This is a genomic window from Kitasatospora dryopteridis, from assembly GCF_050749075.1.
In the GTDB taxonomy this organism is placed as follows: domain Bacteria; phylum Actinomycetota; class Actinomycetes; order Streptomycetales; family Streptomycetaceae; genus Kitasatospora.
In genome coordinates this window covers 4,869,819-4,895,256 of record NZ_CP192749.1, presented here as the reverse complement: position 1 = coordinate 4,895,256, position 25,438 = coordinate 4,869,819, and the positions used below count along the sequence as shown (strand labels likewise).

The 25,438-nt window shown below is 74.5% G+C and carries 23 protein-coding genes; 14 read left to right on the top strand and 9 right to left on the bottom strand.

The window, feature by feature from the left end; genetic code table 11:
* Positions 1-188: 188 nt before the first annotated feature.
* The gene (locus ACQ614_RS22320; protein ID WP_431680328.1) at positions 189-524 is read right to left on the bottom strand and encodes an MGMT family protein; all 336 of its coding nucleotides are present in this window, start codon (positions 522-524) and stop codon (positions 189-191) included.
* Between the two features lie 135 nt (positions 525-659).
* Between ACQ614_RS22320 and ACQ614_RS22315 the strand changes: the two genes are divergently transcribed.
* Positions 660-3,344, top strand: a complete 2,685-nt coding sequence (locus ACQ614_RS22315) for a flippase-like domain-containing protein (RefSeq protein ID WP_431680326.1) — start codon at positions 660-662, stop codon at positions 3,342-3,344.
* Between the two features lie 83 nt (positions 3,345-3,427).
* On the opposite strand, the gene moeZ is transcribed toward ACQ614_RS22315, so the two are convergent.
* From moeZ to ACQ614_RS22290, 5 genes are all read right to left on the bottom strand, one after another.
* Positions 3,428-4,606 (bottom strand): adenylyltransferase/sulfurtransferase MoeZ, encoded by a 1,179-nt coding sequence (gene moeZ / locus ACQ614_RS22310; protein WP_431680324.1) that lies wholly within the window; start codon positions 4,604-4,606, stop codon positions 3,428-3,430.
* Positions 4,607-4,781: 175 nt separating this feature from the next.
* The gene (locus ACQ614_RS22305; RefSeq protein ID WP_431680323.1) at positions 4,782-5,720 is read right to left on the bottom strand and encodes an NAD-dependent epimerase/dehydratase family protein; all 939 of its coding nucleotides are present in this window, start codon (positions 5,718-5,720) and stop codon (positions 4,782-4,784) included.
* A gap of 86 nt (positions 5,721-5,806) precedes the next feature.
* Positions 5,807-6,769, bottom strand: coding sequence for a hypothetical protein (locus ACQ614_RS22300; protein ID WP_431680321.1), 963 nt, complete (start codon positions 6,767-6,769; stop codon positions 5,807-5,809).
* Complete coding sequence (locus ACQ614_RS22295) at positions 6,769-8,397, bottom strand: DUF3492 domain-containing protein (RefSeq protein ID WP_431680320.1); 1,629 nt, start codon at positions 8,395-8,397, stop codon at positions 6,769-6,771. The genes ACQ614_RS22300 and ACQ614_RS22295 overlap by 1 nt, the downstream gene beginning before the upstream one ends.
* 373 nt (positions 8,398-8,770) lie before the next feature.
* Positions 8,771-9,685, bottom strand: coding sequence for an alpha/beta fold hydrolase (locus ACQ614_RS22290; RefSeq protein ID WP_431680318.1), 915 nt, complete (start codon positions 9,683-9,685; stop codon positions 8,771-8,773).
* A gap of 206 nt (positions 9,686-9,891) precedes the next feature.
* Between ACQ614_RS22290 and ACQ614_RS22285 the strand changes: the two genes are divergently transcribed.
* From ACQ614_RS22285 to ACQ614_RS22275, 3 genes are all read left to right on the top strand, one after another.
* Positions 9,892-10,548, top strand: a complete 657-nt coding sequence (locus ACQ614_RS22285) for a TetR/AcrR family transcriptional regulator (protein ID WP_363490573.1) — start codon at positions 9,892-9,894, stop codon at positions 10,546-10,548.
* A gap of 139 nt (positions 10,549-10,687) precedes the next feature.
* On the top strand, positions 10,688-10,915 hold the full coding sequence (locus ACQ614_RS22280) for a DUF3107 domain-containing protein (RefSeq protein ID WP_431680317.1): 228 nt from the start codon (positions 10,688-10,690) through the stop codon (positions 10,913-10,915).
* A gap of 203 nt (positions 10,916-11,118) precedes the next feature.
* On the top strand, positions 11,119-11,409 hold the full coding sequence (locus ACQ614_RS22275) for a hypothetical protein (protein ID WP_431680315.1): 291 nt from the start codon (positions 11,119-11,121) through the stop codon (positions 11,407-11,409).
* 68 nt (positions 11,410-11,477) lie between these two features.
* Here the strand turns inward: ACQ614_RS22275 and ACQ614_RS22270 are convergent, their stop codons facing one another.
* The gene (locus ACQ614_RS22270) at positions 11,478-12,197 is read right to left on the bottom strand and encodes a ferritin-like fold-containing protein (RefSeq protein ID WP_363490567.1); all 720 of its coding nucleotides are present in this window, start codon (positions 12,195-12,197) and stop codon (positions 11,478-11,480) included.
* A gap of 595 nt (positions 12,198-12,792) precedes the next feature.
* On the opposite strand from ACQ614_RS22270, the gene ACQ614_RS22265 reads away from it, so the two are divergent.
* The 5 genes from ACQ614_RS22265 (at position 12,793) to ACQ614_RS22245 (ending at position 17,980) form a co-directional block, all read left to right on the top strand.
* Complete coding sequence (locus tag ACQ614_RS22265; RefSeq protein ID WP_431680314.1) at positions 12,793-14,538, top strand: DEAD/DEAH box helicase; 1,746 nt, start codon at positions 12,793-12,795, stop codon at positions 14,536-14,538.
* 163 nt (positions 14,539-14,701) lie between these two features.
* On the top strand, positions 14,702-15,559 hold the full coding sequence (locus ACQ614_RS22260) for an alpha/beta fold hydrolase (protein WP_431680312.1): 858 nt from the start codon (positions 14,702-14,704) through the stop codon (positions 15,557-15,559).
* 419 nt (positions 15,560-15,978) lie between these two features.
* Positions 15,979-16,125, top strand: coding sequence for a hypothetical protein (locus ACQ614_RS22255; RefSeq protein WP_095873289.1), 147 nt, complete (start codon positions 15,979-15,981; stop codon positions 16,123-16,125).
* A 239-nt stretch (positions 16,126-16,364) separates the two neighbouring features.
* Entirely contained in the window at positions 16,365-17,003 is a 639-nt protein-coding gene (locus tag ACQ614_RS22250; protein WP_263103775.1) for a DUF6758 family protein, read from the top strand.
* A 128-nt stretch (positions 17,004-17,131) separates the two neighbouring features.
* Positions 17,132-17,980 (top strand): PHP domain-containing protein, encoded by an 849-nt coding sequence (locus ACQ614_RS22245; RefSeq protein WP_431680310.1) that lies wholly within the window; start codon positions 17,132-17,134, stop codon positions 17,978-17,980.
* A gap of 174 nt (positions 17,981-18,154) precedes the next feature.
* Here the strand turns inward: ACQ614_RS22245 and ACQ614_RS22240 are convergent, their stop codons facing one another.
* Positions 18,155-18,784: a suppressor of fused domain protein gene (locus tag ACQ614_RS22240; RefSeq protein WP_431683988.1), complete on the bottom strand. Its 630-nt coding sequence runs from the start codon at positions 18,782-18,784 to the stop codon at positions 18,155-18,157.
* Positions 18,785-19,210: 426 nt separating this feature from the next.
* Here ACQ614_RS22240 and corA point away from each other — a divergent pair, with 426 nt between their 5' ends.
* On the top strand, positions 19,211-20,323 hold the full coding sequence (corA, locus tag ACQ614_RS22235; protein WP_363498002.1) for a magnesium/cobalt transporter CorA: 1,113 nt from the start codon (positions 19,211-19,213) through the stop codon (positions 20,321-20,323).
* Between the two features lie 7 nt (positions 20,324-20,330).
* Here the strand turns inward: corA and ACQ614_RS22230 are convergent, their stop codons facing one another.
* Positions 20,331-21,269, bottom strand: a complete 939-nt coding sequence (locus ACQ614_RS22230) for a DMT family transporter (RefSeq protein WP_431680308.1) — start codon at positions 21,267-21,269, stop codon at positions 20,331-20,333.
* Positions 21,270-21,410: 141 nt separating this feature from the next.
* Here ACQ614_RS22230 and ACQ614_RS22225 point away from each other — a divergent pair, with 141 nt between their 5' ends.
* The 4 genes from ACQ614_RS22225 (at position 21,411) to ACQ614_RS22210 (ending at position 25,434) form a co-directional block, all read left to right on the top strand.
* Complete coding sequence (locus ACQ614_RS22225) at positions 21,411-21,950, top strand: hypothetical protein (RefSeq protein WP_431680306.1); 540 nt, start codon at positions 21,411-21,413, stop codon at positions 21,948-21,950.
* A gap of 336 nt (positions 21,951-22,286) precedes the next feature.
* Positions 22,287-23,561 carry a magnesium transporter MgtE N-terminal domain-containing protein gene (locus ACQ614_RS22220; protein ID WP_431680304.1) on the top strand — a complete coding sequence of 425 codons (1,275 nt, stop codon included), beginning with the start codon at positions 22,287-22,289 and terminating at the stop codon, positions 23,559-23,561.
* On the top strand, positions 23,554-24,174 hold the full coding sequence (locus tag ACQ614_RS22215; RefSeq protein WP_431680303.1) for a DUF1003 domain-containing protein: 621 nt from the start codon (positions 23,554-23,556) through the stop codon (positions 24,172-24,174). The genes ACQ614_RS22220 and ACQ614_RS22215 overlap by 8 nt, the downstream gene beginning before the upstream one ends.
* A 99-nt stretch (positions 24,175-24,273) precedes the next feature.
* Entirely contained in the window at positions 24,274-25,434 is a 1,161-nt protein-coding gene (locus ACQ614_RS22210; protein WP_431680301.1) for an Mrp/NBP35 family ATP-binding protein, read from the top strand.
* The last annotated feature ends 4 nt before the right edge of the window (positions 25,435-25,438 follow it).

Genomic DNA, 25,438 nt, shown 5'->3' with positions numbered 1-25,438 from the left:
GCGGTCGTGCGGTTCGTACGGGCCGGCGGGCTGCGGTGGGCCGCGCGGGCGGGGCGTCCGGGCAAGGGATGTCGGGCAGGGGTGTCGGGCGGGCGCACCGGGGGTGGAGGCGTCCGCACCGAGCCTACGATCCTGCACCGACAGCCCCGTCCCGCGCACCCCTTCCGGGAATCCGGTCCGGCGGGCGGTCAGCTGCCGTCCCAGCGGGCCCGCCTCAGGTCGACGCGGGGTTCGCCGCCGACGGTGCGCAGCGGGGTGCCCTCGGCGCGGTACTCGGGGAGGGCGCGGTGCTCGTGGCCCGGCAGCGGGCGGCCGTCCGAGCGGATGACCCGCCACCAGGGCACTCCGCCGCCGTACAGTGACATGACCCGGCCCACTTGGCGCGGGCCGCCCTGCCCGAGGTACTCGGCGATGTCCCCGTACGTCATGACCCGGCCGGGCGGGATGCGCTCGGTGAGGTCGAGCACGGCTTCGGCGAAGGGCGGCAGGACGTCCCCGCCGGGTCCGTCGGTCTGGTGCGGCATTTCTCCCCATCCGGTCGATTCCTGGGCCCCGTGCGGGCGATCCGCCGCGCCCGATCAGGCCCCTGTCCCACACGAGGAGCCGCGGCATGGCAGCATCTTCGGGGCAGAACGTGGGTGATACGAGGACAAGACCAGATGACCGGGACGGCAGACGTGAACGTGGACAAGGGCTCCGACGAGTCCGCCACCGACCGGTCTGCGGGCCCCGAACCCGAACCGCCGACAGTCTCCCCGCAGCGGCACGCGCCGGGCAAGGACGGGCACGCGCAGGACGGGCACCCGCAGCACGGGCACCTGCAGCACGGCCATGACGCGATGGGCGACCTGCCGGCCGAGGAGCCGACCGGCGAGCACCTGGCCGTGGACGAGCCGCTGCTCGCCGCCCGCGCCCACCGGCCGTCGGACCTGCTGCGCTTCCTGGCGGGCGTGCTCGGGATCATCGCGGTGTTCGTGCTGGCGCAGGTCGCCGTGTCGACCACCACCGGTATCGAGACCGACATCTCCTCCAACGCCGACAAGGTGCCCGGCGTGTTCAGCACCATCGCCGCGCTGGCCTCCAGCGTGGCGGTGCTGGCGGTGCCGCTGGCCTTCGCGGTGGAGCGGCTGATCAAGCGGGACGGCCTGCGGGTCGCCGACGGCGTGCTCGCCTCGGTGCTCGCCTACGGAGTCTCACTGGGCGTCGACTGGTGGGTGGCGGCCGGGGCGCCGCCGGCCGTCCGGGACGCGCTGACCCAGTTCCCGCCGGGCGGCAGTGACACGCTCACCGACCCGGTGCACGGCTATCTGGCCCCGGTGATCGCCTACATGACGGCGGTCGGCATGTCGAGCCGCCCGCGCTGGCGGGTGGCGCTGTGGGTGGTGGTCTTCCTCAGCGGTGCCACCGAGCTGATCAGCGGCTACACCACGCCGCTGTCGCTGCTGCTCACCGTGCTGATCGGCTGGTCGGTGGCGTACGGCACGCTGTACGCGATCGGCTCGCCCAACATCCGGCCGACCGGCAAGCACCTGTTGATCGGGCTGCGCAAGGTGGGCTTCACCCCCTCCGGCGCGCACCGCGCGCCCGACGCCCCCGGCGAGACCCGCCGCTACCTGGTGACCCAGCAGGACGGCCCGCTGCTGGACGTCCACATCATCGACCGCGAGCAGCAGGCCTCCGGCTTCTTCTACCGGGCGTGGCGGCGGATAAGGCTGCGCTCGGTGGCCGTACGGCGCAGCCCGCAGTCGCTGCGCCAGGCGCTGGAGCAGGAGGCGCTGATCGCGTACGCGGCGGCCGCTTCGGGGGCACTCGCCCCGCAGCTGGTGGCCACCTCCGAGCTGGGCCCGGACGCCGCGATCCTGGTGTACGAGAACGTCGCCGGCCGGATCCTCGACGAGCTGGCCGACGACGAGATCACCGACGACGTGATGGTCTCGCTGTGGGAGTCGGTCGCCGCCCTGCACGAGCGCCGGATCGCACACCGCCGGCTGACCGGCGAGTCGCTGCTGGTGGTCGACGAGAAGACCGGCTGCCTGGTGAACCTCTCCGGCGGCGACATCGCGGCCGGCGACCTGACCCTGCGCATCGACGTCGCCCAGCTGCTCACCACCTTCGCGCTGCGGGTCGGCCCGGAGCGGTCGGTGACGGTCGCCAACCGGGTGCTGGGCGCCGACCGGGTCGCCTCCGCGCTGCCGCTGCTGCAGCCGGTCGGCCTGAGCCGGTCGACCCGGATCGACCTGCAGCGGATGACCAAGGAGCGGAAGGCCGCCGCGCAGGCGCTGGCGCTGGAGCAGGTCGCCGCGGGCGAGCGCACCCAGGAGCAGGCCGAGGAGGACATCGCCGCGGCCGGCGAGGACCTGCTGAGCCGCATCCGGCGGCAGATCCTGCAGATCGCCCCGGAGGCGCCGATCGCCCCGGCCAAGCTGGAGCGGCTCAAGCCGAAGACGCTGATCATGGTCATTGCGCTGACCTTCGCGGCGTACCTGGCACTGACCACCATCCAGCCCGGCCAGCTCAAGCTCTCCCAGATGGACTGGGGCTGGGCCGCCCTCGCGCTGGCGGCCGCGGCCGCCACCTACGGCGCCGCGGCGATGAGCCTCACCGGCTTCGTCCCGGAGAGGCTGCCGTTCGGCCGGACGGTCGCCGCGCAGCTCGCCGGCTCCTTCGTGAAGCTGGTCGCGCCCGCCGCGATCGGCGGCATCGCGCTGAACACCCGCTACCTGCAGAAGGCGGGCATCCGTTCCGGCCAGGCCGTCGCCAGCGTCGGCGCCTCGCAGCTGGCCGGCCTCGGCGGGCACCTGCTGCTGCTGTTCAGCTTCGGCCTGATCACCGGGTCGCAGAAGAACGGCGACCTCGGCGCCTCCCGCGCGGTGATCATCGGCGTGCTGTCGGCGGCGGTGCTCGCCCTGGTGGTGGCGGCCGTGGCGCCGCTGCGCCGCTTCGTGGTGACCCGGGTGCGCTCGCTGTTCTTCGGCGTGGTGCCGCGGATGCTCGACCTGATGCAGACGCCGTCCAAACTGATCACCGGCTTCGGCGGCATCCTGCTGCTGACGCTCTCCTTCACCGCCTGCCTGTACGCCTCGGTGCGGGCCTTCGGCGGCGAGATGAGCTACTCGGCGGTGGCCGTGGTCTTCCTGACCGCGAACGCGGCCGGTTCGGCGATCCCCACCCCGGGCGGCATCGGCCCGGTCGAGATCGCCCTGATCGGTGCACTGACGGTCGGCAACGTGCCGCCGTCCGCCGCGACCCCGGCGGTCTTCCTCTACCGCCTGCTGACCTTCTGGCTGCCGGTGCTGCCGGGCTGGATCTCCTACAACGTGCTGCAGCGCAAGGGCGCCCTCTGAACCCCGCCCCCATGCGGAAGGGCCCGCCCGGCTGCTGCCGGGCGGGCCCTTCGTCGTTCGCGGCCGTTCGCCGTCGTCCGCGACTAGTAGACCGGCTTCTCGGGCTCGATCTGGTTGACCCAGCCGATCACGCCGCCGCCCAGGTGGACGGCGTCGGCGAAGCCCGCCGACTTGAGGACGGCCAGCACCTCGGCCGAGCGGACGCCCGTCTTGCAGTGCAGCACGATCTTCTTGTCCTGCGGCATCTTCTCCAGCGCGCTGCCCATCAGGAACTCGCCCTTGGGGATGAGCGTGGCACCGGGGATGCTGACGATCTCGTACTCGTTCGGCTCGCGGACGTCGACCAGGAAGATGTCCTCCTCGTCGTCCAGCCACTGCTTGAGCTGCTTGGAGGTGATGGTGGAGCCCGCGGCGGCGGCCTGGGCCTCCTCCGACACGACGCCGCAGAAGGCCTCGTAGTCGATCAGCTCGGTGACGGTCGGGTTGTCGCCGCAGAGCGCGCAGTTCGGGTCCTTGCGGACCTTGACCGAGCGGTACTGCATCTCCAGGGCGTCGTAGATCATCAGTCGGCCGACCAGCGGCTCGCCGACGCCGGCCAGCAGCTTGATGGCCTCGGTGACCTGGATCGAGCCGATCGAGGCGCACAGCACGCCCAGCACGCCGCCCTCGGCGCAGGAGGGGACCATGCCCGGCGGCGGGGCCTCCGGGTAGAGGCAGCGGTAGCAGGGGCCGTGCTCGGCCCAGAACACGCTGGCCTGGCCGTCGAAGCGGTAGATGGAGCCCCAGACGTACGGCTTGCCGAGCAGCACCGCGGCGTCGTTCACCAGGTAGCGGGTGGCGAAGTTGTCGGTGCCGTCCACGATCAGGTCGTAGCCGGAGAAGATCTCCATGACGTTGGAGTTGTCGAGCCGGTCCTCGTGGAGGACCACGTCGACGTACGGGTTGATCTCCTTCACCGAGTCGCGCGCGGACTCGGCCTTGGAGCGGCCCACGTCGGACTGGCCGTGGATGATCTGACGCTGCAGGTTCGACTCGTCCACCGTGTCGAACTCGACGATGCCGAGCGTGCCGACGCCCGCCGCGGCCAGGTACATCAGCGCAGGTGAACCCAGGCCTCCGGCGCCGACACAGAGCACCTTCGCGTTCTTCAGCCGCTTCTGCCCGGCCATCCCCACGTCGGGGATGATCAGGTGGCGGGAGTACCGGCGGACCTCGTCGACGGTGAGCTCGGCGGCCGGCTCGACCAGGGGTGGCAGCGACACGGGGACTCCGATGGTCGTCAGTTCGGTAGGTCTTTTGCTAGGCCAACAGTGTCACGTGCCGCCGGTATTCCGAGACAGCGGGTCCGATATGTGAGATGGCCGACATCGGATACCGAGATGTCGGCCATTCCCGCGATGCCGCTGGTCACGGGCGTACGGGGGCTCAGCAGCGGGGTCACACCCGGCAGGCGGTTTCCAGCCAGACATCGCCCAGGGACTCCTCCAGCGGCACCTGCGTCCGCCATCCGAGACGGTCGCGCGCGGTCCGGACGTCCGCCTGGCGCCACGGGACGGGCTCGGGCAGCGGCCGCGGCTCGCCCGCCCGGTGGTGCTCGCCGCCCTGGCTCGGCAGCAGTGCCGGGCGCCCGTCCTCCGCCACGATCCCCTCGAAACCCGAGGCCCGGACCAGGAGGTGGGCCGCGTCCCGGGCGCGCACCGCGTGCCCGCTGCCGATGTTGATCACCCCGGTGGCCGCCGAGACCGCGGCCGCCTGGACGGCCCGGGCGACGTCCCGGACGTCGACGAAATCCCGGTATCCGGACAGGTCCGGCATCCGCACCTGCAGCTCGTCGTGGACCAGCGCCCGGCGCAGGCCGTCCGCCAGCCTGCCGAACAGCGAGGCCGGCGGCGCGCCCGGCCCGACCACGTCGAAGACCCGCAGCACCGCGGCGTCCAGCCCGGAGGCCAGCACCAGCTCGGTGCCGGCCAGCTTGGACACCCCGTACGGGCCGACCGGCCGCGGCTCGGTGCCCTCGCCGATCGGCGCACCGGGCTGCATGGGCCCGTACTCGGCGGCGGAGCCGATGTGCACCAGCCGGGCGGGCTCCCTGCTGCGCCGGATCGCCTCGCAGACGGTGGCCACGGCCAGGGTGTTGGAACGGATCAGCGTCCGCGAGCTGCCGTAGGTGGCGCCCGCGCAATTGATCACCACCTGCGGAGCCACCGCGTCCAGGAACCGGGACAGCGCGCCGGGGCTGCCCGCCGTCAGGTCGAAGCGGATGTCGGCCGAGTCCCGCCGGCCGAGCACGGTGACCTGGAGGTCGGGCTCGGCGAGCAGACGGTCGGCGACCCGGCGGCCGATGAAGCCGTCGGCGCCCAGCAGCAGCACCCTCATCGGGGGTGTCCTTCCACGAGGCCCGGCCGCATGCGGCCGGGCGTGACTACGGATGCGGTACGGAATGCGGAGCCGGCCCGGGCCGGTCAGTCCTCCGGCGGGCCGCCGGCGAGCCAGGCCCGGTAGGAGCGCGGGCTGCCCAGGGCGAGCCAGGTGTGCGGCGCCACCGCGGCGACCGCCGCGGCGCAGGCCCAGGGCGCCGCCCCGGCCGGCAGCAGCGCCAGCGCGGCCCCGGCCGCGGCGGGCCCGGCCAGCGCGGCCGCCGTCCGGCCGCAGCGCAGCAGCACCGCGGCGAGCAGCAGCAGCACCGCGAGCAGGGCCGGCACCGCCCCGGCCGCCGCACCCGTGCCCGCATCGGCGGGCAGCAGTACGGAGGCCGCGCCGGCCGCGGCGAGCTGGGCGGCGGCCGCACACGGCAGCAGCGCCCTCATCCGGGAGCGGAACTCGGCCTCGGTCTTCGCCGAGGCCAGGTGCCTGCGGCCGGCGGCGCGCAGCCGCCGGGAGGCGAAGTCCGCGGCGCCGGCGGCCAGCGCGAGCACGGCGGCGGGCCCGGGACCGCCCGTCGCCGCGGCGGCCATCAGCAGGCCTGCGCCGAAACCGTAGCCCGCCCGGGCGGACGGGCCGCGGGCCGGTGCGGCCAGGCTGAGCCAGCCCACCGCGAGCAGCGCCACCGGGACGGCCGCGACCGGGCCGACCACCTCGGCCAGCCACGGGACGGCGGCCAGCAGGCCGGCCGCCGGGAGGTGCAGGGCCGCGGTGGCGAGCGCACGGCAGGCCTCGGCGGGCCAGGGCGCGGCGGGGACCGCCGGAGCCGGCGCGGACGGGCGGCGGTCCACCCGGGCGTACAGCTCCTCGGCCAGGGCGAAGACGTCGGCGTGCCGGTAGCGGGCCGCGGTGGCGTCGGAGAAGCCGGCGTCCTCCAGCCCGGCGGCGATGTCGAGCGGGTCGACGGCCTGTTCGCACAGCCGCCTGTGGTCCGCCATCAGGGCGCGGACCGGGTCCCCGGAGGGCGTGTCCGGCGGTGCGGGCGGGCGGCCGGTGCGGGCCATCAGAGCGCCTCCGCCAGCGCCCCGGGCGCGGCCCGGCCGCCGTCCGGCGACGGGTCGGCCTCCGTGGCGGCCTCCGACGCGGGGGCGCTGCCGGGGGCCGGGGTGCGCGGCGCTTCGACGGTGACCGGCGCTCCGGCCACCCAGTACTCGGCGGGGCGGGCGAAGGGCTGCATCCGCGCGGCCGCCGCGGGGAAGGCCGGCCAGCGGGAGACCAGTTCCAGGTAGACCTCGCGGAAGGCGGCGGCCTCCGGCTCCAGGGCGAAGCGCTCCTGGGCGCGCAGCCGTCCGGCCAGCCCGAGCCGGGCGCGCCGCTCCTCGTCGGTGAGCAGGGCGAGGCAGGCGTCGGCGAGGGCCCGCGGGCTGCGCGGCGGGACGAGCAGCCCGGCCGGGCCGAGCACCTCGGGGGCGACCCCGACCTCGGTGGCGATCACGGCGCGGCCGCTGAGCATCGCGTCGGCGAGCAGCCGGGGGCTGCGCTGGGCGAGGGCGGTGAAGACCACGGCGGTGCCCGCCGCCCAGGCGTCCGCGGTGGCGGGCGGGCGGCCGGCGAAGTCCACGGCCGGTTCGATGCCGAGCTTGCGGGCGATGGCCCGGCAGTGCGCGAGGTACCCGGGGGCGGCCTCCTCGCCGTACATCCGGAGCCGGGCGGTGGGCAGCTCGGTGCGCACCCGGGCGAAGGCGTGCAGCATCAGCTCCGGGTCGCGGCCGGGCTCCAGCGCGCCGGCCCAGACCAGGGTGGGGCGCTCGGGCTCGGGCCCGGCGGGCTCCCGGGACGCCGCCGGGGTGGACTCGTGCACGACCCGGATCCGCGCCGGGTCGGCCCCGCAGCGCTCCTGCCAGCGGCGGTCGTACGCGCTGCCGGGGGTGAGCACCGCGGCCTGCCGGTAGGTCTCGGCGGTGAGCTGCCGGAAGAAGGCCAGCAGCAGGGCGCGGACCGGCCAGCGGTAGGGCGCGGTGCGGTAGCCGCGGTACTGCTCGCGCAGGTGCAGGCCGTGCTCGGTGAGGACGAAGGGCACGCCGTGCAGGTGCTTGGCGACCAGGGCCGGCAGCGCGGCGGGCCCGCCCCCGGCGACGTGGCAGAGGTCCGCGGAGCCGAGGCCGGTGGGGCCGGTGCCGTACCAGGGGGCGGAGAGCGGTCGGAGCAGTTGCTCCAGCAGGTCGCCGGCGACCAGGACGTCCCGGACGAGCGGCTGGCCGGCGGCGGTCTCGGCACCGGGTGCGCGCCAGACGCGCTCCAGGGTGCGGTGGGCCTGGCCGGAGGCCAGGAAGGCGGGCAGCGCGCCGTCCTCGGCGGCGAGCTCGGCCAGGCGGTACAGCGCGGGGCCGAAGCCGGCCCGGTCGGCGGGGCGGACGAGGGAGCGGACGAGCTCCTCGTACGCGGCGGCGTAGGAACGGCGGCGGTGTGCGGCGGGACGTCTGCCGGCCGGACGGCGGCCCCATATCGGGAGCTCGTGGACGGCGGCGAGCCCGCGCGGCGGCGGCCCGGCGTACTCGGGGCCGCCGCCGGTGCCGAGCAGGTAGAGCTGGAACTCGTGCTCGGCCAGCGCGCCGGCGAGTCGGCCGCACCAGCCGCCCCCTGCACGCTGTGCGACGGTATGGGTGCCCTCGGTGAGCAGAGCAATGCGCACGACGACCTCCGGAGCAGTGCGACGGATCGGGATTCGACGACGGCGAGACAGGGAGCCTGATCACCCAGTGACACCAATGCTCGGAGAGTCGGCGGCACCCGGCCGCGGCCGCTCTCCCCGCGGCCGCGGTGCACGGCTCCGCGGTGCAGCCGTCGCCCGGGCCGCTTCGGGCCCGGTGCCGGCTGCCGCTCTCCCACACCTGTTCGGTCTGACAGCACGAAGGTAGAGCGGATCGCCGAGAACTCTTCGGCCGCCCGCCGCCATGCCACCTGATCGAGTGAAAGGGCGTGACCTACCGCCGCCCGGCGCGTTGTACGGGGCGTTCCGTCGATTCGCGCGCGCCCGCATGGGCCGCGCCCGGGGCACGCTCGGGTCAGGCCTCGGCGAGCAGCTCGCGGACGGCCCGGGCCACCTGCCGGGGGTGCTCCATCATCGCCACGTGCCCGGACTCCGGCAGCACCAGCAGGCGGGCGTCGGGGAAGGCCGCACAGGCGCGCCGCGCGGAGCGGTACGAGACCAGCTTGTCCTTCAGCCCGTACACCAGCAGGACGGGCGCCCGGACGTGCGCGGCCTGCCGCCACAGCGCCTGGTCGCCGCGCTCGGTGTAGGCGGAGACGATGCCGCGGGCCGAGCCGATGCTGGCCTGCAGCGCGTACGGCAGGCCGAGCCGCCGCCGGTACTCGGCCACCGCGCGCTCGCGGCGCTCGGCGGGGATGCCCGAGATGTCGCCGTAGACCAGCCGCAGCAGCTCCTCGGTGGCCTGCTCGGCGCTCTTGCCGCCGGCCGCGGCGCGGCGGCGCAGCAGGGCGGGCACGCCGGGGAGGGCGAGGGCGGCGGTCGGCCAGGCGCTGACCTGCGGGGGCAGCTCGGGCAGGGCGGGCGAGATAAGGGTGAGGCTGCGCACCAGGTCGGGGCGGAGCGCGGCGAGCCGCACGGAGACCGCGCCGCCCAGCGAGTTGCCGAACAGGTGGACGGGCCCGCGGCCGGACTTCTCCAGGTAGCCGATGACCGCGCGGACGTGCCCGGAGAGTGAGAGGTTGCCGTCCTGCGGCGGGGCGGACCAGCCGAAGCCGGGCAGGTCGACCGCCTCGCCGGACACCTCGCCGGCGAGCTCGGCCATGAGGTCGGTCCAGTTGTCGGCGGAGCCGCCGAGGCCGTGGACGAAGAGCGCGGGCGGCAGGCCGTCCGCCTCGGCGGGCACGCTCGGTCCGACGGCGAGCACCGCGCCCGGCACCTCGACCGTGCGGTACGGCCCGGACTCGCTCTGCACCTGCTGATCAGCGCTCATGGAGCACGATCGTAGTGATCCGGGGGGTCGTTTCCCCAGCCCCCGGCGGGGTCTCACCCTGTGGACGGGGCGTACGCGGGTCGTATTGTGGGCTCCCGACAAGCCCGTTTCTACGCTTTACTCGGCTTTCCCAGGCGCAGATCGGGTTACCGAAAAGTAGACTCGGGCCCTGTCGGCTACGCCCAGATCGTGAAGTGAGGACCGCCGTGACGGCCATCCAGGAGGCGCAGGAGCGTCCGCGCGGTGCCCGCCTGCCGCGAAGCGCTCGCCGTGAACAGCTGCTCGGAGCGGCGCAGGAGGTGTTCGTCGCCCAGGGTTACCACGCCGCCGCGATGGACGACATCGCCGACCGCGCGGGCGTGAGCAAGCCCGTGCTCTACCAGCACTTCCCCGGCAAGCTCGAGCTCTACCTGGCGCTGCTGGACAAGCACTGCGACGCGCTCGTCGAGGCGACCCGCACCGCGCTGGAGGCGACCACCGACAACAAGCACCGCGTGGCCGCCACCATGGAGGCGTACTTCCACTACGTCTCCAGCGAGTCGGGCGCGTTCCGGCTGGTCTTCGAGTCGGACCTGACCAACGAGCCGGCCGTCCGCGAGCGGGTGGAGCGCGCCTCGGACATGAGCGCGACGCTGGTCAGCAAGGTCATCCAGGAGGACACCGACCTCCCCGAGGCCGAGTCCATGCTGCTGGCCGCCGGCGTCTGCGGCCTGGCCCAGATCACCGCGCGCTACTGGCTCTCGCAGGGCCGGGAGATCCCGCGCGAGGAGGCCGTCCGACTGGTGGCGAGCCTGGCCTGGCGCGGCCTCAAGGGCTTCCCGATGCACCCCGGCGAGGGCGAGAAGCCGGCTTCCGGCGAGTAGCGGCGGCCCGGCGGCGATCGGCCGACCTTCGCCGCACCGACCGGCCCGTGCTCTAAGGTGAAGCCGTACGGCGCGGCAATCTCGGACACCCGTTCGAACAACGCGCGTGAATGGCTGCAACCCCGGAGGGACGGAAGCCGTGGAGGTCAAGATCGGCGTGCAGAACGCGCCCCGAGAGATCGTTCTCGAGAGCCCGCAGACTGCCGACGAGGTCGAGGGTGCGATCGCCAAGGCGCTGGAGGGCACCACCAAGCTGCTGGTGCTGGCCGACGAGCACGGCCGCCGCATCATCGTCCCGGCGGAGCGCCTGGCGTACGTGGAGATCGGCGAGCAGGCCATCCGCAAGGTCGGTTTCGGCACGCTCTGAGACAACAAGGCCCGCAACCGCCCGGCCCGCAGGGCCCGACGGCAGGACCACCGGCGCCCCGCCCTCTTCCCGAGGGCGGGGCGCCGCCGTTCGTGCAGGCCGCCCCGGGTCCGAGCGGGGGAGTTCGCCGGCGGAGCGCGTACGACCCGGCGGCCCGGGGTATGGCCGGAGGCGAGGCACTGCACGACCCCGGGAGGTTGCCCGTGCTGGTGGAGACGATCGCCTACACGCTCATCGGCCTGTCCGTCGGCGCCGGCGTACTGCTGGCGCTGCCCGAGTACTTCCCGGCCTCCCGCACCCTGACGGCCTCCACCGCGGTGATCGCGGCCCTGCTCTCCGGGCTGGTCTCCCGCTACGTGCTGGCCGAACAGGAGCCCGGCGCCTCCCTCGCGGTCAGCGCGGTCTGCTCGGCCCTGCTGGTCTCCGTCCTGGCCCGCCCCGACCTCGTCGACCGCACCGCCCCCCGCCGCGCCCGCCACCACCGCCACGCCTGAAGGCGGCGCACGCCGGGCGCCCCGGGCAACCGGGTCACCCGGGGGCGCGATCGCTTCGACGGCGCCCCTCAGGACGCCAGGCCGAGGGCCGCCATCCGCTTGGTGTGGGCCTCGGTGATGCGGGTGAACATCTTGCCGACCTCGACCAGGTCGAAGCCCTCCACGCGGGCACCGCCGACCAGCAGGTTGGACAGCGCGTCGCGCTCGGCCACCACCCGCTGGGCCTGGCTGAGCGCCTCGCCCATCAGCCGTCGGCCCCACAGCGCCAGCCGTCCGCCGACCCGCGGGTCCTCCTCGATCGCCTGCCGCACGCGCTCCACCGCGAACTCCGCGTGCCCGGTGTCGGCCATCACCCGCAGCACCAGCTCCCGGGTGTCGTCGTCCAGCCGGACGGCCACCTCGCGGTAGAAGTCGGTGGCGATGGCGTCGCCGACGTACGCCTTGACCAGGCCCTCCAGCCAGTCCGAGGGGGCGGTCAGCCGGTGGAAGGCCTCCAGCGGCTCGACGAAGGGGGTCATCACCTCGGTCGGGTCCGCCCCGACCTCGGCCAGCCGGTCGTGCAGCTGCTGGTAGTGCTGGAACTCCGCGGACGCCATCCGGGCCAGCGCGGCCTTGTCGACCAGGCCGGGCGCGAACTTCGCGTCCTCCGCCAGCCGCTCGAACGCGCTCAGCTCGCCGTACGCCAGCGCACCGAGCAGGTCGAGCACCGCGGCCCGGTAGCCCGGGTCCGCCGCGCAGGACGCCCAGTCGCCGATCGAGGTGACATCGCCAGATTCCTGTGACTCCATGGCTCGCCACCCTAGCCGGGCCCACCGGGAACGGAGTAAGGCGCGTCACGTGTTCGAGTGGTCGCGCCCCTGTATGGTGGTAGTGAGGCCTGGTGTGATCGCGCGGCCCGCCAACGGTGGCAGGCCGCGCAGACGTGCTCAGCACGGACACCTCACCGGGCGCTCACGTACGCGGATGCCCGGTCGGAGAGCCGATCGGCTCCGACCTTGGCCCGGGCTTCGGGCCCAGGCACCGCACCAGTGGCCGAGCGAGGGCCGCCGCGGACCGCGCCGCACGGCGCAGGTCCCGCGCAAGCCCCTCGCGGGATTCCTCCCCAACGCCGCCGACGACGACGCCCCGAGACGGGGCGCCCACCCGGCAGGCGACCAGGGGCGGGCGCGGTTGTGCGTCCCGAGCTGTGACGGGGCATTCCTCCCCTGACCGCGGCGGGTCGCCCGCTGCTCCTCCCTCGCTCTCGGCCCCCCACATGGAAGAGGCAGCACCCTGTCCACCACCGAGACCCCCAAGACCACCTTCCGGGACCTGGGAATCCTTCCGGAGACCGCCGAGGCCCTCGAGTCCGTCGGCATCGTCCACCCCTTCCCGATCCAGGAGATGACCCTGCCGGTCGCGCTGACCGGCCACGACGTCATCGGCCAGGCCAAGACCGGCACCGGCAAGACCCTCGGCTTCGGCCTCCCGCTCATCGAGCGGGTCGTCGTGCGCGCCGACGTGGACGCCGGCCGCGCCACCGAGGCCGACCTCTCCGACAGCCCGCAGGCGCTCATCGTGGTGCCGACCCGCGAGCTGTGCACCCAGGTCACCAACGACCTGCAGACGGCCGGCAAGGTCCGCAACGTCCGCGTCCTCGCGGTCTACGGCGGCCGCGCGTACGAGCCGCAGGTCGAGGCGCTGAAGAAGGGCGTCGACATCGTCGTCGGCACCCCGGGCCGCCTGCTCGACCTGGCCGGCCAGCGCAAGCTCGACCTGTCCAAGGTCCGCTCGCTGGTCCTCGACGAGGCCGACGAGATGCTCGACCTGGGCTTCCTGCCGGACGTCGAGAAGATCATCACCATGCTGCCCGCCAAGCGGCAGACCCTGCTCTTCTCGGCCACCATGCCGGGCCAGGTCATCAGCCTCGCCCGCCGGTACATGAGCCAGCCGACGCACATCCGCGCCGCCGCGCCGGACGACACCGGCACCACCGTCGCCAACATCGAGCAGCACATCTTCCGCGCCCACTCGCTGGACAAGGTCGAGATGGTCTCGCGCATCCTGCAGGCCGAGGGCCGCGGGCTGGCGATGATCTTCTGCCGCACCAAGCGCACCGCCGCCGACGTCTCCGAGCAGCTGACCAAGCGCGGCTTCGCGGCCGGCGCCGTCCACGGCGACCTCGGCCAGGGCGCCCGCGAGCAGGCCCTGCGGGCCTTCCGCAACGGCAAGGTCGACGTGCTGGTCTGCACCGACGTCGCCGCCCGCGGCATCGACGTCGAGGGCGTCACCCACGTCATCAACTACCAGTGCCCCGAGGACGAGAAGACCTACCTGCACCGGATCGGCCGCACCGGCCGCGCCGGCGCCTCCGGCACCGCGGTGACCCTGGTCGACTGGGACGACATCCCGCGCTGGCAGCTGATCAACAAGGCGCTGGACCTGCCGTTCAACGAGCCGGAGGAGACCTACTCCACCTCGGCCCACCTGTACGAGCTGCTGCGCATCGCCCCCGGCACCAAGGGCGTCCTGCCGCGCTCCGAGCGCACCCGCGCCGGCCTGGACGCGGAGGAGGTCGAGGACCTCGGCGAGACCGGCGGACGCGGCGCCCGCACCCGCGGCGGGCGTGGCGGACGCGGCCAGGCCGCCGAGTCCGAGCCGGCCGAGCGCCCGCGCCGCACCCGTGAGCGCCGCCGCACCCGCGGCGGGGCGAGCGCCGAGGCCGAGGCCGCCACCGCGGACACCGCTGCCGAGGCCCCCGCGGCCCCGGCCGAGGGCGACGGCGAGGCCGCCACGCGGCGCCGTCGCCGCCGCACCCGCAGCAGTGCCGGCGCCGCCGAGGCCGCCACCGCGGTGGTCGAGACCACGGAGGCACCGGCCGCGGCCGAGCCGGCCGCCGAGACCATCCCGGCGCCGCGCCGCCGCACCCGCTCCACCGCGGCCGCCAAGCCCGCGGCGGAGACCGAGGGCACCGAGGCCAGGGCGACCACCCCGGCCCCGCGCCGGCGCACCCGCGCCAAGGCCGCGGCCGAGGGCACCGAGGCCGCCGCCACCGCCCCCGAGGCGGCGGCGGACGCCGAGGCCGCCCCGCGCCGCCGGACCCGCACCCGCCGCTCCACCGCGACCGCCGAGGTCGTCCAGGAGGGCTGAGCACCCGCGGAGGGCGGGCCCGGTCGCAACGACCCGGGCCCGCCCTCCGGCGTTTCCGGGCCCGGGCACGCACCCGGACGCCGCGGCACGGTCCGACAAGATCCGCAAGGCACGGCCTAAGCTCGGGAGCACGATCCCCTCGCGCCGCCTGGAGCCCCCCGCGATGAGCACCCCGCCGTTCCTGACCCTGCCCGGCTGCGCCCGTGCGCTGCACCTGGCCACCGCGCGCGGCGGGTTCGCCGCCCTGCTGGCCGAGCCGGACGGGCCGGTGCGGGGCACGGCCCTGCTCGTCCCCGGGTTCACCGGCAGCAAGGAGGACTTCATCGGGCTGCTCGCGCCGCTGGCCGCGGCCGGGTACCGGGTGGCCGCCGTCGACCAGCGCGGCCAGTACGAGACCGGCGGTCCGGCGGACCCGGAGGCGTACCGGATCGGCGAGCTGGCCGAGGACGTCCTGGCGATGTCGGCGGCGCTCGTCGACCGGGGGCCGCTGCACCTGCTCGGTCACTCGTTCGGCGGACAGGTGGCGCGCGAGGCCGTGCTGGCCGTCCGCGGGCCGCTGCCGTGGCGCTCGCTGACCCTGCTGGCCACCGGCCCGGGGGCGATCGACCCGGCCGAGGCGGCCCGGACCAAGCTACTGCTGGACGCCCTCCCGGCGATGGACCTGGAGGCGATCTGGCAGGTCATGAAGCAGATGGAGGAGGGCAGCGGGGCGGGCCCGGCGCCGCTGCCGGAGATCGCGGAGTTCCTGCACCGCCGGTGGGTGGCGAACGTGCCGCAGGCGCTCACCGCGATGGGCGAGCACCTGGTGGCCGCCCCGGACCGGGTCGCCGAGCTGGCCTCCGTACGGCTGCCGGTACAGGTGGTCTCGGGGGTGCGCGACTACGCGTGGCCGGTGGAGGAGCAGGCCGCGATGGCCCGCCGGCTGGAGGCCCCGCACGTGGTGGTGCCGGACGCCGGGCACTCCCCCAACGCCGAGCAGCCCGCCGTGACGGCCGCCGCCCTGGCCGCCTTCTGGGGCTGATCCCGCCGCGCCCGGAGGGCCCGTCCCGCTGCCGGGACGGGGCCCTCGCGCTTCGCCGGCCCGGCCTGCTGCCCTGCCCGCGCCCGGCCCTGCCCGGCAAAATCGCGGGACAGATTTCTTTAGGTCGGGTAATATTTGAGTCTGTCCGGGAATCATCACCCCTGCACCCCTGTTTCCCCCGTCGGCGGTATGCGACGAAACCGGGACTTTACGGACGGGCAACCGCCAGGAATCAGCACTCCGGCACTGTGGATCCATGAGGCGCTGTCGCCTCTCGGCAGCACAGGCCGCCCGACGCGCGAGGGGGGACGATGCGGGTAGCAGCAGCCGCCGGACGACAGACCCAGCAGGAGCCGGTCGCCGACCCCGTGGTCGGCGGCCCGCCACAGCCGCCCCGGCGGCCGGGAAGGGAGAGGCCCATGCGTTTCGAGATCCTCCGACTGGACGACGCCTCCGGTGTCGCCACCGACCGACTGATCGTCGACGCCGACACCGTCGGCCAGTACGTGAAGGATGCCGCCGCGACCGGCGAGCGCCTGTACATCCGGCCGTGCAAGAACGTGTGAGCGGCGGCGGGCCGGCCCCGGCCGCGCCCGGCGTTCCGGAACCCCGCTGACGCCCCGTCACCCCGCGAGAGGACGACGGGGCGTCAGTGCGTCCGGGTGGCACCCGGTGCGACCAGCGTGACGTTTGCCGCCGCCCGGGACGGGACATTTCCCAACGGGGCCGCGCGCCCCGACGCGAGGCACCCCGTACGGGTGATCGTCCTTGACGCGGCGGTCCGGAGGGAGGAGCGTTGTCGGCTATGAGGGGCGAGCCTAGCTGCCCGAGGTGCGCCGGTCGGGTCCGCGCCCCCGGTCTCTTCTCCGACACCTGGCAGTGCGACCAGCACGGTGCGGTCCACCCGATGCAGCCGGTGCTGCCGCCCAGTGTCGAGGCCCTGAACGTCGCCGTGGCCCGCTCCCAGGTGCCGGTCTGGCTGCCGTGGCCGCTGCCGGTCGGCTGGCTCTTCACCGGTATCGCACACGTCGGTGACGACCTCTCGGGCGCCCGCGCAACGGCCGTCGCCTGCGCCGGCCCGGCCCCGCTGGGCGGTTTCGGCGAGCTGGTGCTCGTCGCGGAGGAGCTCGGCGTCGGCCTCGGCGCCCGCTACGCCGGCCTGGACGGGCCCGACCCGGGCGAGACGGTCTCCCTCTACAAGCCGGCCGACGCCAAGCTGATGGCGGCCGGCCGCCCCACCCCGATGTTCCACGTGCCGGACGCCCCGGTGGACCGCGCGGTGTACGTCGGCGAGGCCCGCGGGCTCTGGCTGTGGGCGATCGCCTGGCCCGAGCAGTCGGCGCTGCTGATGCACGACGAGCTGGTGCTCACCGACCTCCGGGACGCCGGGGCGGAGCTGGGCCTGCTGCCCTGCGGTGCGCTGACCCCCCGCCTGCTGGGCTGAGCCGCCGGGCCGACCGCCGAGGCCGTACCGCCGCAGCCGGTTTCCGGCCCGGGCCCCGGCACCGGCCGTGCCCGCACTAGGCTGGGTCGGGCCAGCAGCAGCCCCCACCGGCCCCTGGAGCCCCTCCCGTGCGCATCGACCTGCACGCCCACAGCAACGCCTCCGACGGCACCGACAGCCCGGCCGAGCTGGTCGCGGCGGCCGTCGCGGCCGGCCTGGACGTCGTCGCGCTGACCGACCACGACACGGTCTCCGGGCACGCCGAGGCGGCGGAGGCCGTGCACGGCACCGGCCTGACCCTGGTCCCGGGGGCCGAACTCTCCTGCCACGTCGACGGCATCAGCATGCACCTGCTGGCGTACCTCTTCGACCCGGCCGAGCCCGCCTTCGCCGCCGAGCGGGAGCTGGTCCGCACCGACCGCTTCCGGCGCGGCCGGGCGATCGTCGAGCGCTGCCGCGAGCTGGGTGCGCCGATCAGCTGGGAGCAGGTGGAGCGGATCGCGGGGGCCGGCTCGGTGGGCCGCCCGCACATCGCCAGCGCCCTGGTCGAGGCGGGCGTGGTGGAGACCGTCTCCGACGCGTTCACCGCCGAGTGGCTGGCGAACGGCGGCCGGGCGGACGTCCGCAAGCACGAGACCGACCCGGTCACCGCCGTGCGGCTGGTCCGCGCGGCGGGCGGGGTGCCGGTGTTCGCGCACCCGGGCGCGGTCAAGCGCGGCCGCACGGTCTCCGACCGGGTGATCGCCGACCTGGCCGCGGCGGGGCTGGGCGGCCTGGAGGTCGACCACACCGACCACGACGAGGCGGCCCGGGCCCACCTGCGCGGCCTGGCGGGCGAACTCGGGCTGTTCACCACCGGGTCCAGCGACTACCACGGGCACCGCAAGACCGTCCGGCTCGGCGAGTACACCACCGACCCGGCCGCGTACGAGCAGCTGGTCGGCCAGGCGACCGGCGCGGTGCCGATCAAGGGCTGACGCAGCACCGGCCGGGGGCCGATTCCACGATCGGGGATCCGGCCCGGACGCAGGACACGCCCAAGGGCGGCGGTGTGGTTCTCATCACACGCCGGCCGGGCCCGCTGCTGTCGGCGAACGGCGTCCTCGCGTTCGTCGGGTCCTGCACCTGACCGCCCGTCGGCCGGGCCCCGGTCAGTCGAGCGGGACGGCCCGGCGGTTCGGGTCGCGCAGGTCGGTGCCGTGCCGCAGCCACCGCTCCTGGAGCTCGGCGGCGCCGTGCACGCGCTTGTGCCCGGCCTCGTTCGGGGTCATCGGCAGCAGCGGCAGGAAGCGGACCGGCTCGGCCGGTTCGGCGAGTTCCACGTCCTCGACCAGGCCGCCCGGTTCGGCCACCAGGACGGAGGTGAAGGGCGCGCCCTCCCACAGCGGCGAGCCCAGGTCGAGCGAGCCGCCGGGGGCCACCACCAGGCCCTCGACCTGCGGCGTCGCGGCGAAGGTGGCCAGCGTGCGGAGCACGTCGTCGCGCCCTCCGCGGACGGTGAGCACCAGTTCGGCACGCGGTCCGCGGACCGGGTCGGCGACCGCCGCGGTGGGGTCCGCCATCGGGCTCGCGGCCATGCCGAGGGTGGCGTAGCGGACGAGTCCTTCGGCGTCCGGGCCGAAGCGCAGCACCTCGATCCGCTCGGTGCCGAGGAAGGTGACCGAGGCCCGGCCGGTGCTCTCGCCGAAGGTGGTGAGCAGCCGCGCCTCGACGGCCGCCAGCACGGCCGTGCGGGAGAGTTCCGCGGAGCCGCCGGAGTGGTCGGAGAAGTCGCCGAACATCGGGAATTCATGGGCCATGCACGCGACCTTAGCGCCCGGGGCGTCGTCGCTTCGCGCACACCCCAGCGGCGGCACACCGATAACTGTTAGTGTGGGCGGCTGGCTACCGGGGATGCTAAGCCCCGGGGCCGCGGCATGAAGGAGGTGGTTGCGGTGGATACCAGCCGACCATGCAGTACCGGCAGCTCTGCCCGGCCTGTCCTTCTCCGCCGCACCCACCCCTGACGAGGTAGTTGAGGCGGCGTCACACCCGGCCGGGAGAGCACCTTCCCGGGAGCCGAGGCGCCCAAACCGAAGTCTTTCCCGTTTCTTGGCGGGTTCTTGGTGAGCGCCTGTTGCAGCCCGGCACGTCCATCGGTGTTCCTCGCCGTCGCACCACGGCCGCCACCGCCTGCCGTGCGGCGGTTCCTGCCTCAGGAGCCTGCCATGTCGATGATCAACAACCTGCGTGCGGCCGTCCGCCCGCACCGCCGTCGCGACACCTCCTTCGACTCCCTCCGCCCGGGCCACGCCCCGTCGGCCGTGGTCGACTGCGCGGTCTACCAGGACGGCAAGCGGGTCGGCGAGAGCTGCAGCCCGCGCGAGGCCGTCGCCCGGGTCAAGCTGTGCCGCCAGCAGGACGCCGGCTCGTTCAGCTGGATCGGCCTGCACGAGCCCACCGAGGCCGAGTTCGAGGGCATCGCCCAGCGCTTCGGCCTGCACCCGCTGGCCGTCGAGGACGCGGTGCACGCGCACCAGCGGCCCAAGGTCGAGCGGTACGACGACGTGCTGTTCGCGGTCTTCAAGACCATCCGCTACGTGGAGCACGACCAGCTCACCCCGACCAGCGAGGTCGTGGAGACGGGCGAGCTCATGGTCTTCGTCGGCCAGGACTTCGTCATCACCGTCCGGCACGGCGGCCACAGCTCGCTGAAGGAGCTGCGGCACCGGCTGGAGGCCGACGCGGACGGCTCCGGCCTGCTCGCCAAGGGCCCGTCCGCGGTGCTGCACGCCATCGCCGACCACGTGGTGGACAACTACCTGCTGGTCGCCGAGCGGCTGCAGACCGACGTGGACGAGGTCGAGTTCGACGTCTTCGCGGGCAAGGCCGGCCGCGGCGCCGACGTCGGCCGGGTGTACCAGCTCAAGCGCGAGGTGCTGGAGTTCAAGCGCGCGGTGGCGCCGCTGCTGCGTCCGATGCAGCTGCTCTCCGAGCCGATCCAGCGGCTGATCGACCCGGACATCCAGAAGTACTTCCGGGACGTCGCCGACCACCTGGCCCGGGTCACCGAGCAGGTGCACGGCTTCGACGAGCTGCTGAACTCGCTGCTCCAGGCCAACCTGGCGCAGGTGTCGGTCGCGCAGAACGAGGACATGCGCAAGATCACCGCCTGGGCGGCGATCTTCGCGGTGCCGACCATGATCACCGGCATCTACGGCATGAACTTCGACTACATGCCGGAGCTGCACCACAAGTACGGCTACCCGCTGGTGCTGGGCAGCGTCGTGGTGATCTGCGTCGCCATGTACCGGGGCTTCCGGCGCAACGGGTGGCTCTGACGCCCGGTCAGCCGCGGTCGTCCCGGCCGCCCCGGGCGACCAGCACCAGCCCCAGCAGGATCAGGCCGACCGCCGGGTACGCGGCCGCCGGCGGCCACTGGCCGAGCCAGACGGCCGCGATCAGTGCCGCACCCGGGGTCTCCAGCAGGATCGCCGTCGAGGTGACCGAGGGGCCCAGGGTGCGGACCACCCGGTTGCTCAGCGAGTGCCCGAGCAGCTGGGCGGCCACCATCAGCAGCACGATCTGCCACCACACCCCGGTCGGCCAGCCGGACAGCGGTGTGCCGGCCGCCAGGCAGACGCCCAGCAGGGCGACCGCCGTCGTGGTGTAGCAGACCAGGGTGTAGGCGGTGGTGCTGACGGTCCGCCGGACCTCTGCGCCGAGCAGCACGTACCCGGCGGCCGCCGCGCCCGCGCCGAGCGCCAGCGCGTCCCCGAGCAGTGCCCGCGGGGAGAGCGACAGGTCGACGCCGGTGAGCACCAGTACCCCCGCGAAGGCGACCGCCACGCCGATCCGCACCAGCCGCGGCGCCCGCTCCCCCATCAGCCGCAGCAGCAGGATCGTCCACAGCGGGGTGGTGGTGACCAGTGCGGTCGCCGAGGCCACCGAGGTCATCCGCAGGCTGGGCATCCACAGCGCGAAGTGCACCGCGAGCAGCAGGCCGGCCGCCACCGCCAGCAGCAGCGCCCGCCGGCCGATGCCGCGCAGCTCCGCCCGGTGCCGCAGCAGCGCGTACGGGCCGAGCACGCCCACCGACATGGCGTTCCGCCAGAAGGCGATGGCCAGCGGCGGGGCGGCGGTGGCGCTGATCAGCGGGGCGGAGAGCGAGATGCCCGCGATGGAGACGGCGAGCAGGAACAGGTCCGTCCGGGGCAGGGCGGGCCGGCCCGGTGCGGGAGCGGGGTGCAGCTCCGTGGGGGCGGTGGCGGCGGGCCGGGCGGGCACGGTTCTCCTTCGGGGCGGTGAGGGTCCGGACCGCACTACCGTAAGGCCTCAAATGCCACCATGGCACTGTCGTCCCGGGCTGTGGGACGAAGGACGGACAGCCCTCCGGCCGACGGGCCGCCAGGCCGTACGCTGTGGGCCATGGAGCGTACGACGACCACCGCCGAGGACTTCCTGGACCGCGCCCTGCTGGAGGAGGCGGCAAAGAAGTCCGGCCTGCTCTGGGTCCGGGCGGACGGCAGCCCGCACGGCCGGGCGCTGTGGCACGCCTGGCACGACGGCGCGGTGGTGGTGATCGGCGACGGCGCCGAGCAGCCGCTGCACGGCCTGGTGGCCGGCTCGACCGCGGTGGTCACCGTCCGCAGCAAGGACAAGGGCGGCCGGCTCACCGGCTGGACGGCCTCCGTGACCGAGCTCCCCCCGCACAGCGAGGCCTGGCAGGGCGCCGTCGAGGAGCTCAAGGGCAAGCGTCTGAACGCCCCCGACACCGACACCATCGGCGACCGCTGGGCCCGCGAGTGCCGCGTCCTGCGGCTGGAGCCGACCGGCCCGCTCGCCGAACGCCCCGGCGCCATGCCGGACGGCTCGCACGCCGCCGAGCCGATGCCCACCGCCGCCACCACCCGCCGCCCGATCCCGGCCGGCCTCCCCAAGCTCCTCCTGAAGCGCCGCAAGGGCTGACCCGCCCGGTCGGCGGGTGGTCGGGGCAGGGGCACGTGGGGCACCTCCCGGCCGAAGGCCGGGGGAGAACCGCGCGATTCGGATGCGGGTTGCCGTCCGGATCACGGCTCGGGCCGCACACTCGGCCGGACGCGCCGGGCCCGCAGGCCGGGCCACCGGCGGGCTGCGGCCCACTGCCGCAGGTAGCCTTGGCGCCGGAGGACGCGCCGGACGTACCCGCGCACGCGGGGCGTGCCCGTGCAGGCGACGGCGCGAACGGCCGCCGGAACCACCGCGGCCCCGCGCGAACGCCGGCCCGGCACCCAGCGGGCCGCCCGGAGAGAGAAGGGGAGCCCGATGGCAGGCGCAGGCAGCCGGGTCTTCATCTCGCACCTCTCCGGCCTCGCCGTCTTCGACCCCAACGGCGACCAGGTGGGCCGCGTCCGCGACGTGGTCGTCTCACTGCGCATCGGCGGCCGCCCGCCCCGCGTGCTCGGCCTGGTCGTCGAGGTGATCGGCCGCCGCCGGACCTTCCTGCCGATGACCCGGGTCACCAGCCTGGAGTCCGGCCAGGTGCTCACCACCGGCGTGATCAACCTGCGCCGCTTCGAGCAGCGTCCTTCCGAGACCCTCGTCCTCGCCGAGCTCCTCGACCGCACCGTCGTCCGGACGAAGACCGCCGAGGAGGTCACCGTCCTCGACGTCGCCATGGTGCAGACCCGGGTCCGCGAGTGGGAGGTCCGCAAGGTCTTCGTCCAGACCGGCCGGGTCTCGCGGCTGCGCAAGGCCCGCGGCGAGACGCTCACCCTCGACTGGTCCGAGCTCACCGGCTTCTCGCTCACCGAGGAGGGGCAGGGCGCCGCCAACCTGCTCGCCACCTTCGAGCAGCTCCGCCCCGCCGACCTCGCCAACGTCATGCACCACCTCTCCGCCAAGCGCCGCGCCGAGGTCGCCGCCGCCCTCGACGACGACCGGCTCGCCGACGTGCTGGAGGAGCTCCCCGAGGACGACCAGGTCGAGATCATCGGCAAGCTCAAGGAGGAGCGCGCCGCCGACGTCCTGGAGGCGATGGACCCGGACGACGCCGCCGACCTGCTCTCCGACCTGCCCGAGGAGGACGCCGAGCGGCTGCTGCGCCTGATGGAGCCCGAGGACGCCGCCTCGGTGCGCCGCCTGCTCTCCTACGAGGAGGACACCGCCGGCGGCCTGATGACCACCGAGCCGATCGTGCTGGAGCCGGACGCCACCGTCGCCGAGGCGCTGGCCCGCGTCCGGATCGCCGAGAACAAGCCCGCCCTCGCCGCCCAGGTCTACGTCTGCCGCCCGCCCAACGAGACCCCGACCGGCAAGTACCTGGGCACCGTGCACTTCCAGCGGCTGCTGCGCGAGCCCCCGTTCACGCTCGTGGGCTCGCTGGTCGACGACGACCTCGACCCGCTGCCGCCGGACACCCCGCTGCCGCTGGTCACCAGCTACCTGGCCGCCTACAACCTGGTGGCCGCCCCGGTCGTCGACGAGGCCGACCACCTGCTGGGCGCCGTCACCGTCGACGACGTCCTCGACCACCTGCTGCCGGAGGACTGGCGCGAGGCATCCCTGCTGGGCGCCGAGAGCGAGACCGTCCATGGATGACCGCAAGAGCCGCCGCGACGACATCCCGCGCCTGCGCATCCAGGGCGAACTGCGGGAACTGCGGCAGCTGCGCGAGCTGCGCGCCCGCGAGGGCGTCCGCCCGCAGCGGCCCGAGGGCACCGCCGGACGCAGCCGGCTCGACCAGCCGCGCACCGGCCGCCGCGCCCTCATCCCGATGCCGACCTACGACCCGGAGGCCTTCGGCAAGCTCTCCGAGCGGATCGCCCGCTTCCTCGGCACCGGCCGGTTCATCGTCTGGATGTCCGTCGTCATCGTCGCCTGGGTGGTGTGGAACACCCTGCTGCCCGCGACCGTCCGCTTCGACGAGTACCCCTTCATCTTCCTCACCCTGATGCTCTCCCTGCAGGCCTCGTACGCGGCGCCGCTGATCCTGCTCGCCCAGAACCGGCAGGACGACCGGGACCGCGTCAACATGGAGCAGGACCGCGCCCGCAGCGACCGCAACATCGCCGACACCGAGTACCTGACCCGCGAGGTCGCCGCGCTCCGGCAGGGCCTCGGCGAGGTCGCCACCCGCGACTTCGTGCGCTCCGAGCTCGTCGCGCTGCTCAAGGAGCTGGACGACCGGCGGGAGAGCCGCGACCTGGTGTGACTGCGGGCCCGCGGGGCGCCGGACCGGCCGCGGCCCCGTGTGACCGGCGGCACGCTACCGGCGAGTCGGGGGCCGCCCCCGGCGCCGTACCATCAAGGCATGGCCAACGAGACCGAGATTGCCGCCGGGGTGACGGAGGAGTCCGTCCGCAAGGCGCTGGCGACCGTCCACGACCCGGAGATCAACCGCCCGATCACCGAGATCGGCATGGTGAAATCCGTCGAGATCGCCGAGGGCGGCGCGGTGAGGGTCGGCGTGTACCTCACCGTCTCCGGCTGTCCCATGCGCGAGACGATCACCCAGCGGGTCGTCGGCGCCGTCTCCAAGGTCCCCGGCGTGACCGGTGTCGAGGTCGAGCTCGACGTCATGAGCGACGAGCAGCGCAAGGAGCTCTCCCAGCTGCTGCGCGGCGGCGCCCCCGAGCGCGAGATCCCGTTCGCCAAGCCCGGCACGCTGACCCGCGTCTACGCGGTCGCCTCCGGCAAGGGCGGCGTCGGCAAGTCCTCGGTCACCGTCAACCTGGCGGCCGCGATGGCCGCGGACGGCCTCAAGGTCGCCGTCGTCGACGCCGACATCTACGGCCACAGCGTGCCGCGGATGCTGGGCGTCGAGGGCCGGCCCACCCAGGTCCAGGACATGATCATGCCGCCGTCGGCGAACGGCGTGAAGGTCATCTCCATCGGCATGTTCACCCCCGGCAACGCACCGGTCGTCTGGCGCGGGCCCATGCTGCACCGTGCCCTGCAGCAGTTCCTCGCGGACGTCTACTGGGGCGACCTCGACGTCCTGCTGCTGGACCTGCCGCCGGGCACCGGCGACATCGCCATCTCGGTCGCGCAGCTCGTCCCCAACGCCGAGATCCTCATCGTCACCACCCCGCAGATGGCGGCCGCCGAGGTCGCCGAGCGGGCCGGCACCATCGCGCTGCAGACCCACCAGAAGATCGTCGGCGTCATCGAGAACATGTCGGGCATGCCCTGCCCGCACTGCGACGAGATGATCGACGTCTTCGGCACCGGCGGCGGCCAGACCGTCGCGGACGCCCTCACCCGGACCGTCGGCGCCACCGTGCCGGTGCTCGGCTCGATCCCGATCGACGTCCGGCTCCGCGAGGGCGGCGACGACGGCCGCCCGGTCGTCCTGGCCGCACCCGAGTCCCCCGCGGGCGTCGCACTCCGCTCCGTCGCCGGCAAGCTCGGCGGCCGCCAGCGCGGCCTCTCCGGCCTCTCCCTGGGCCTCACCCCGAAGAACAAGTTCTAGCGAA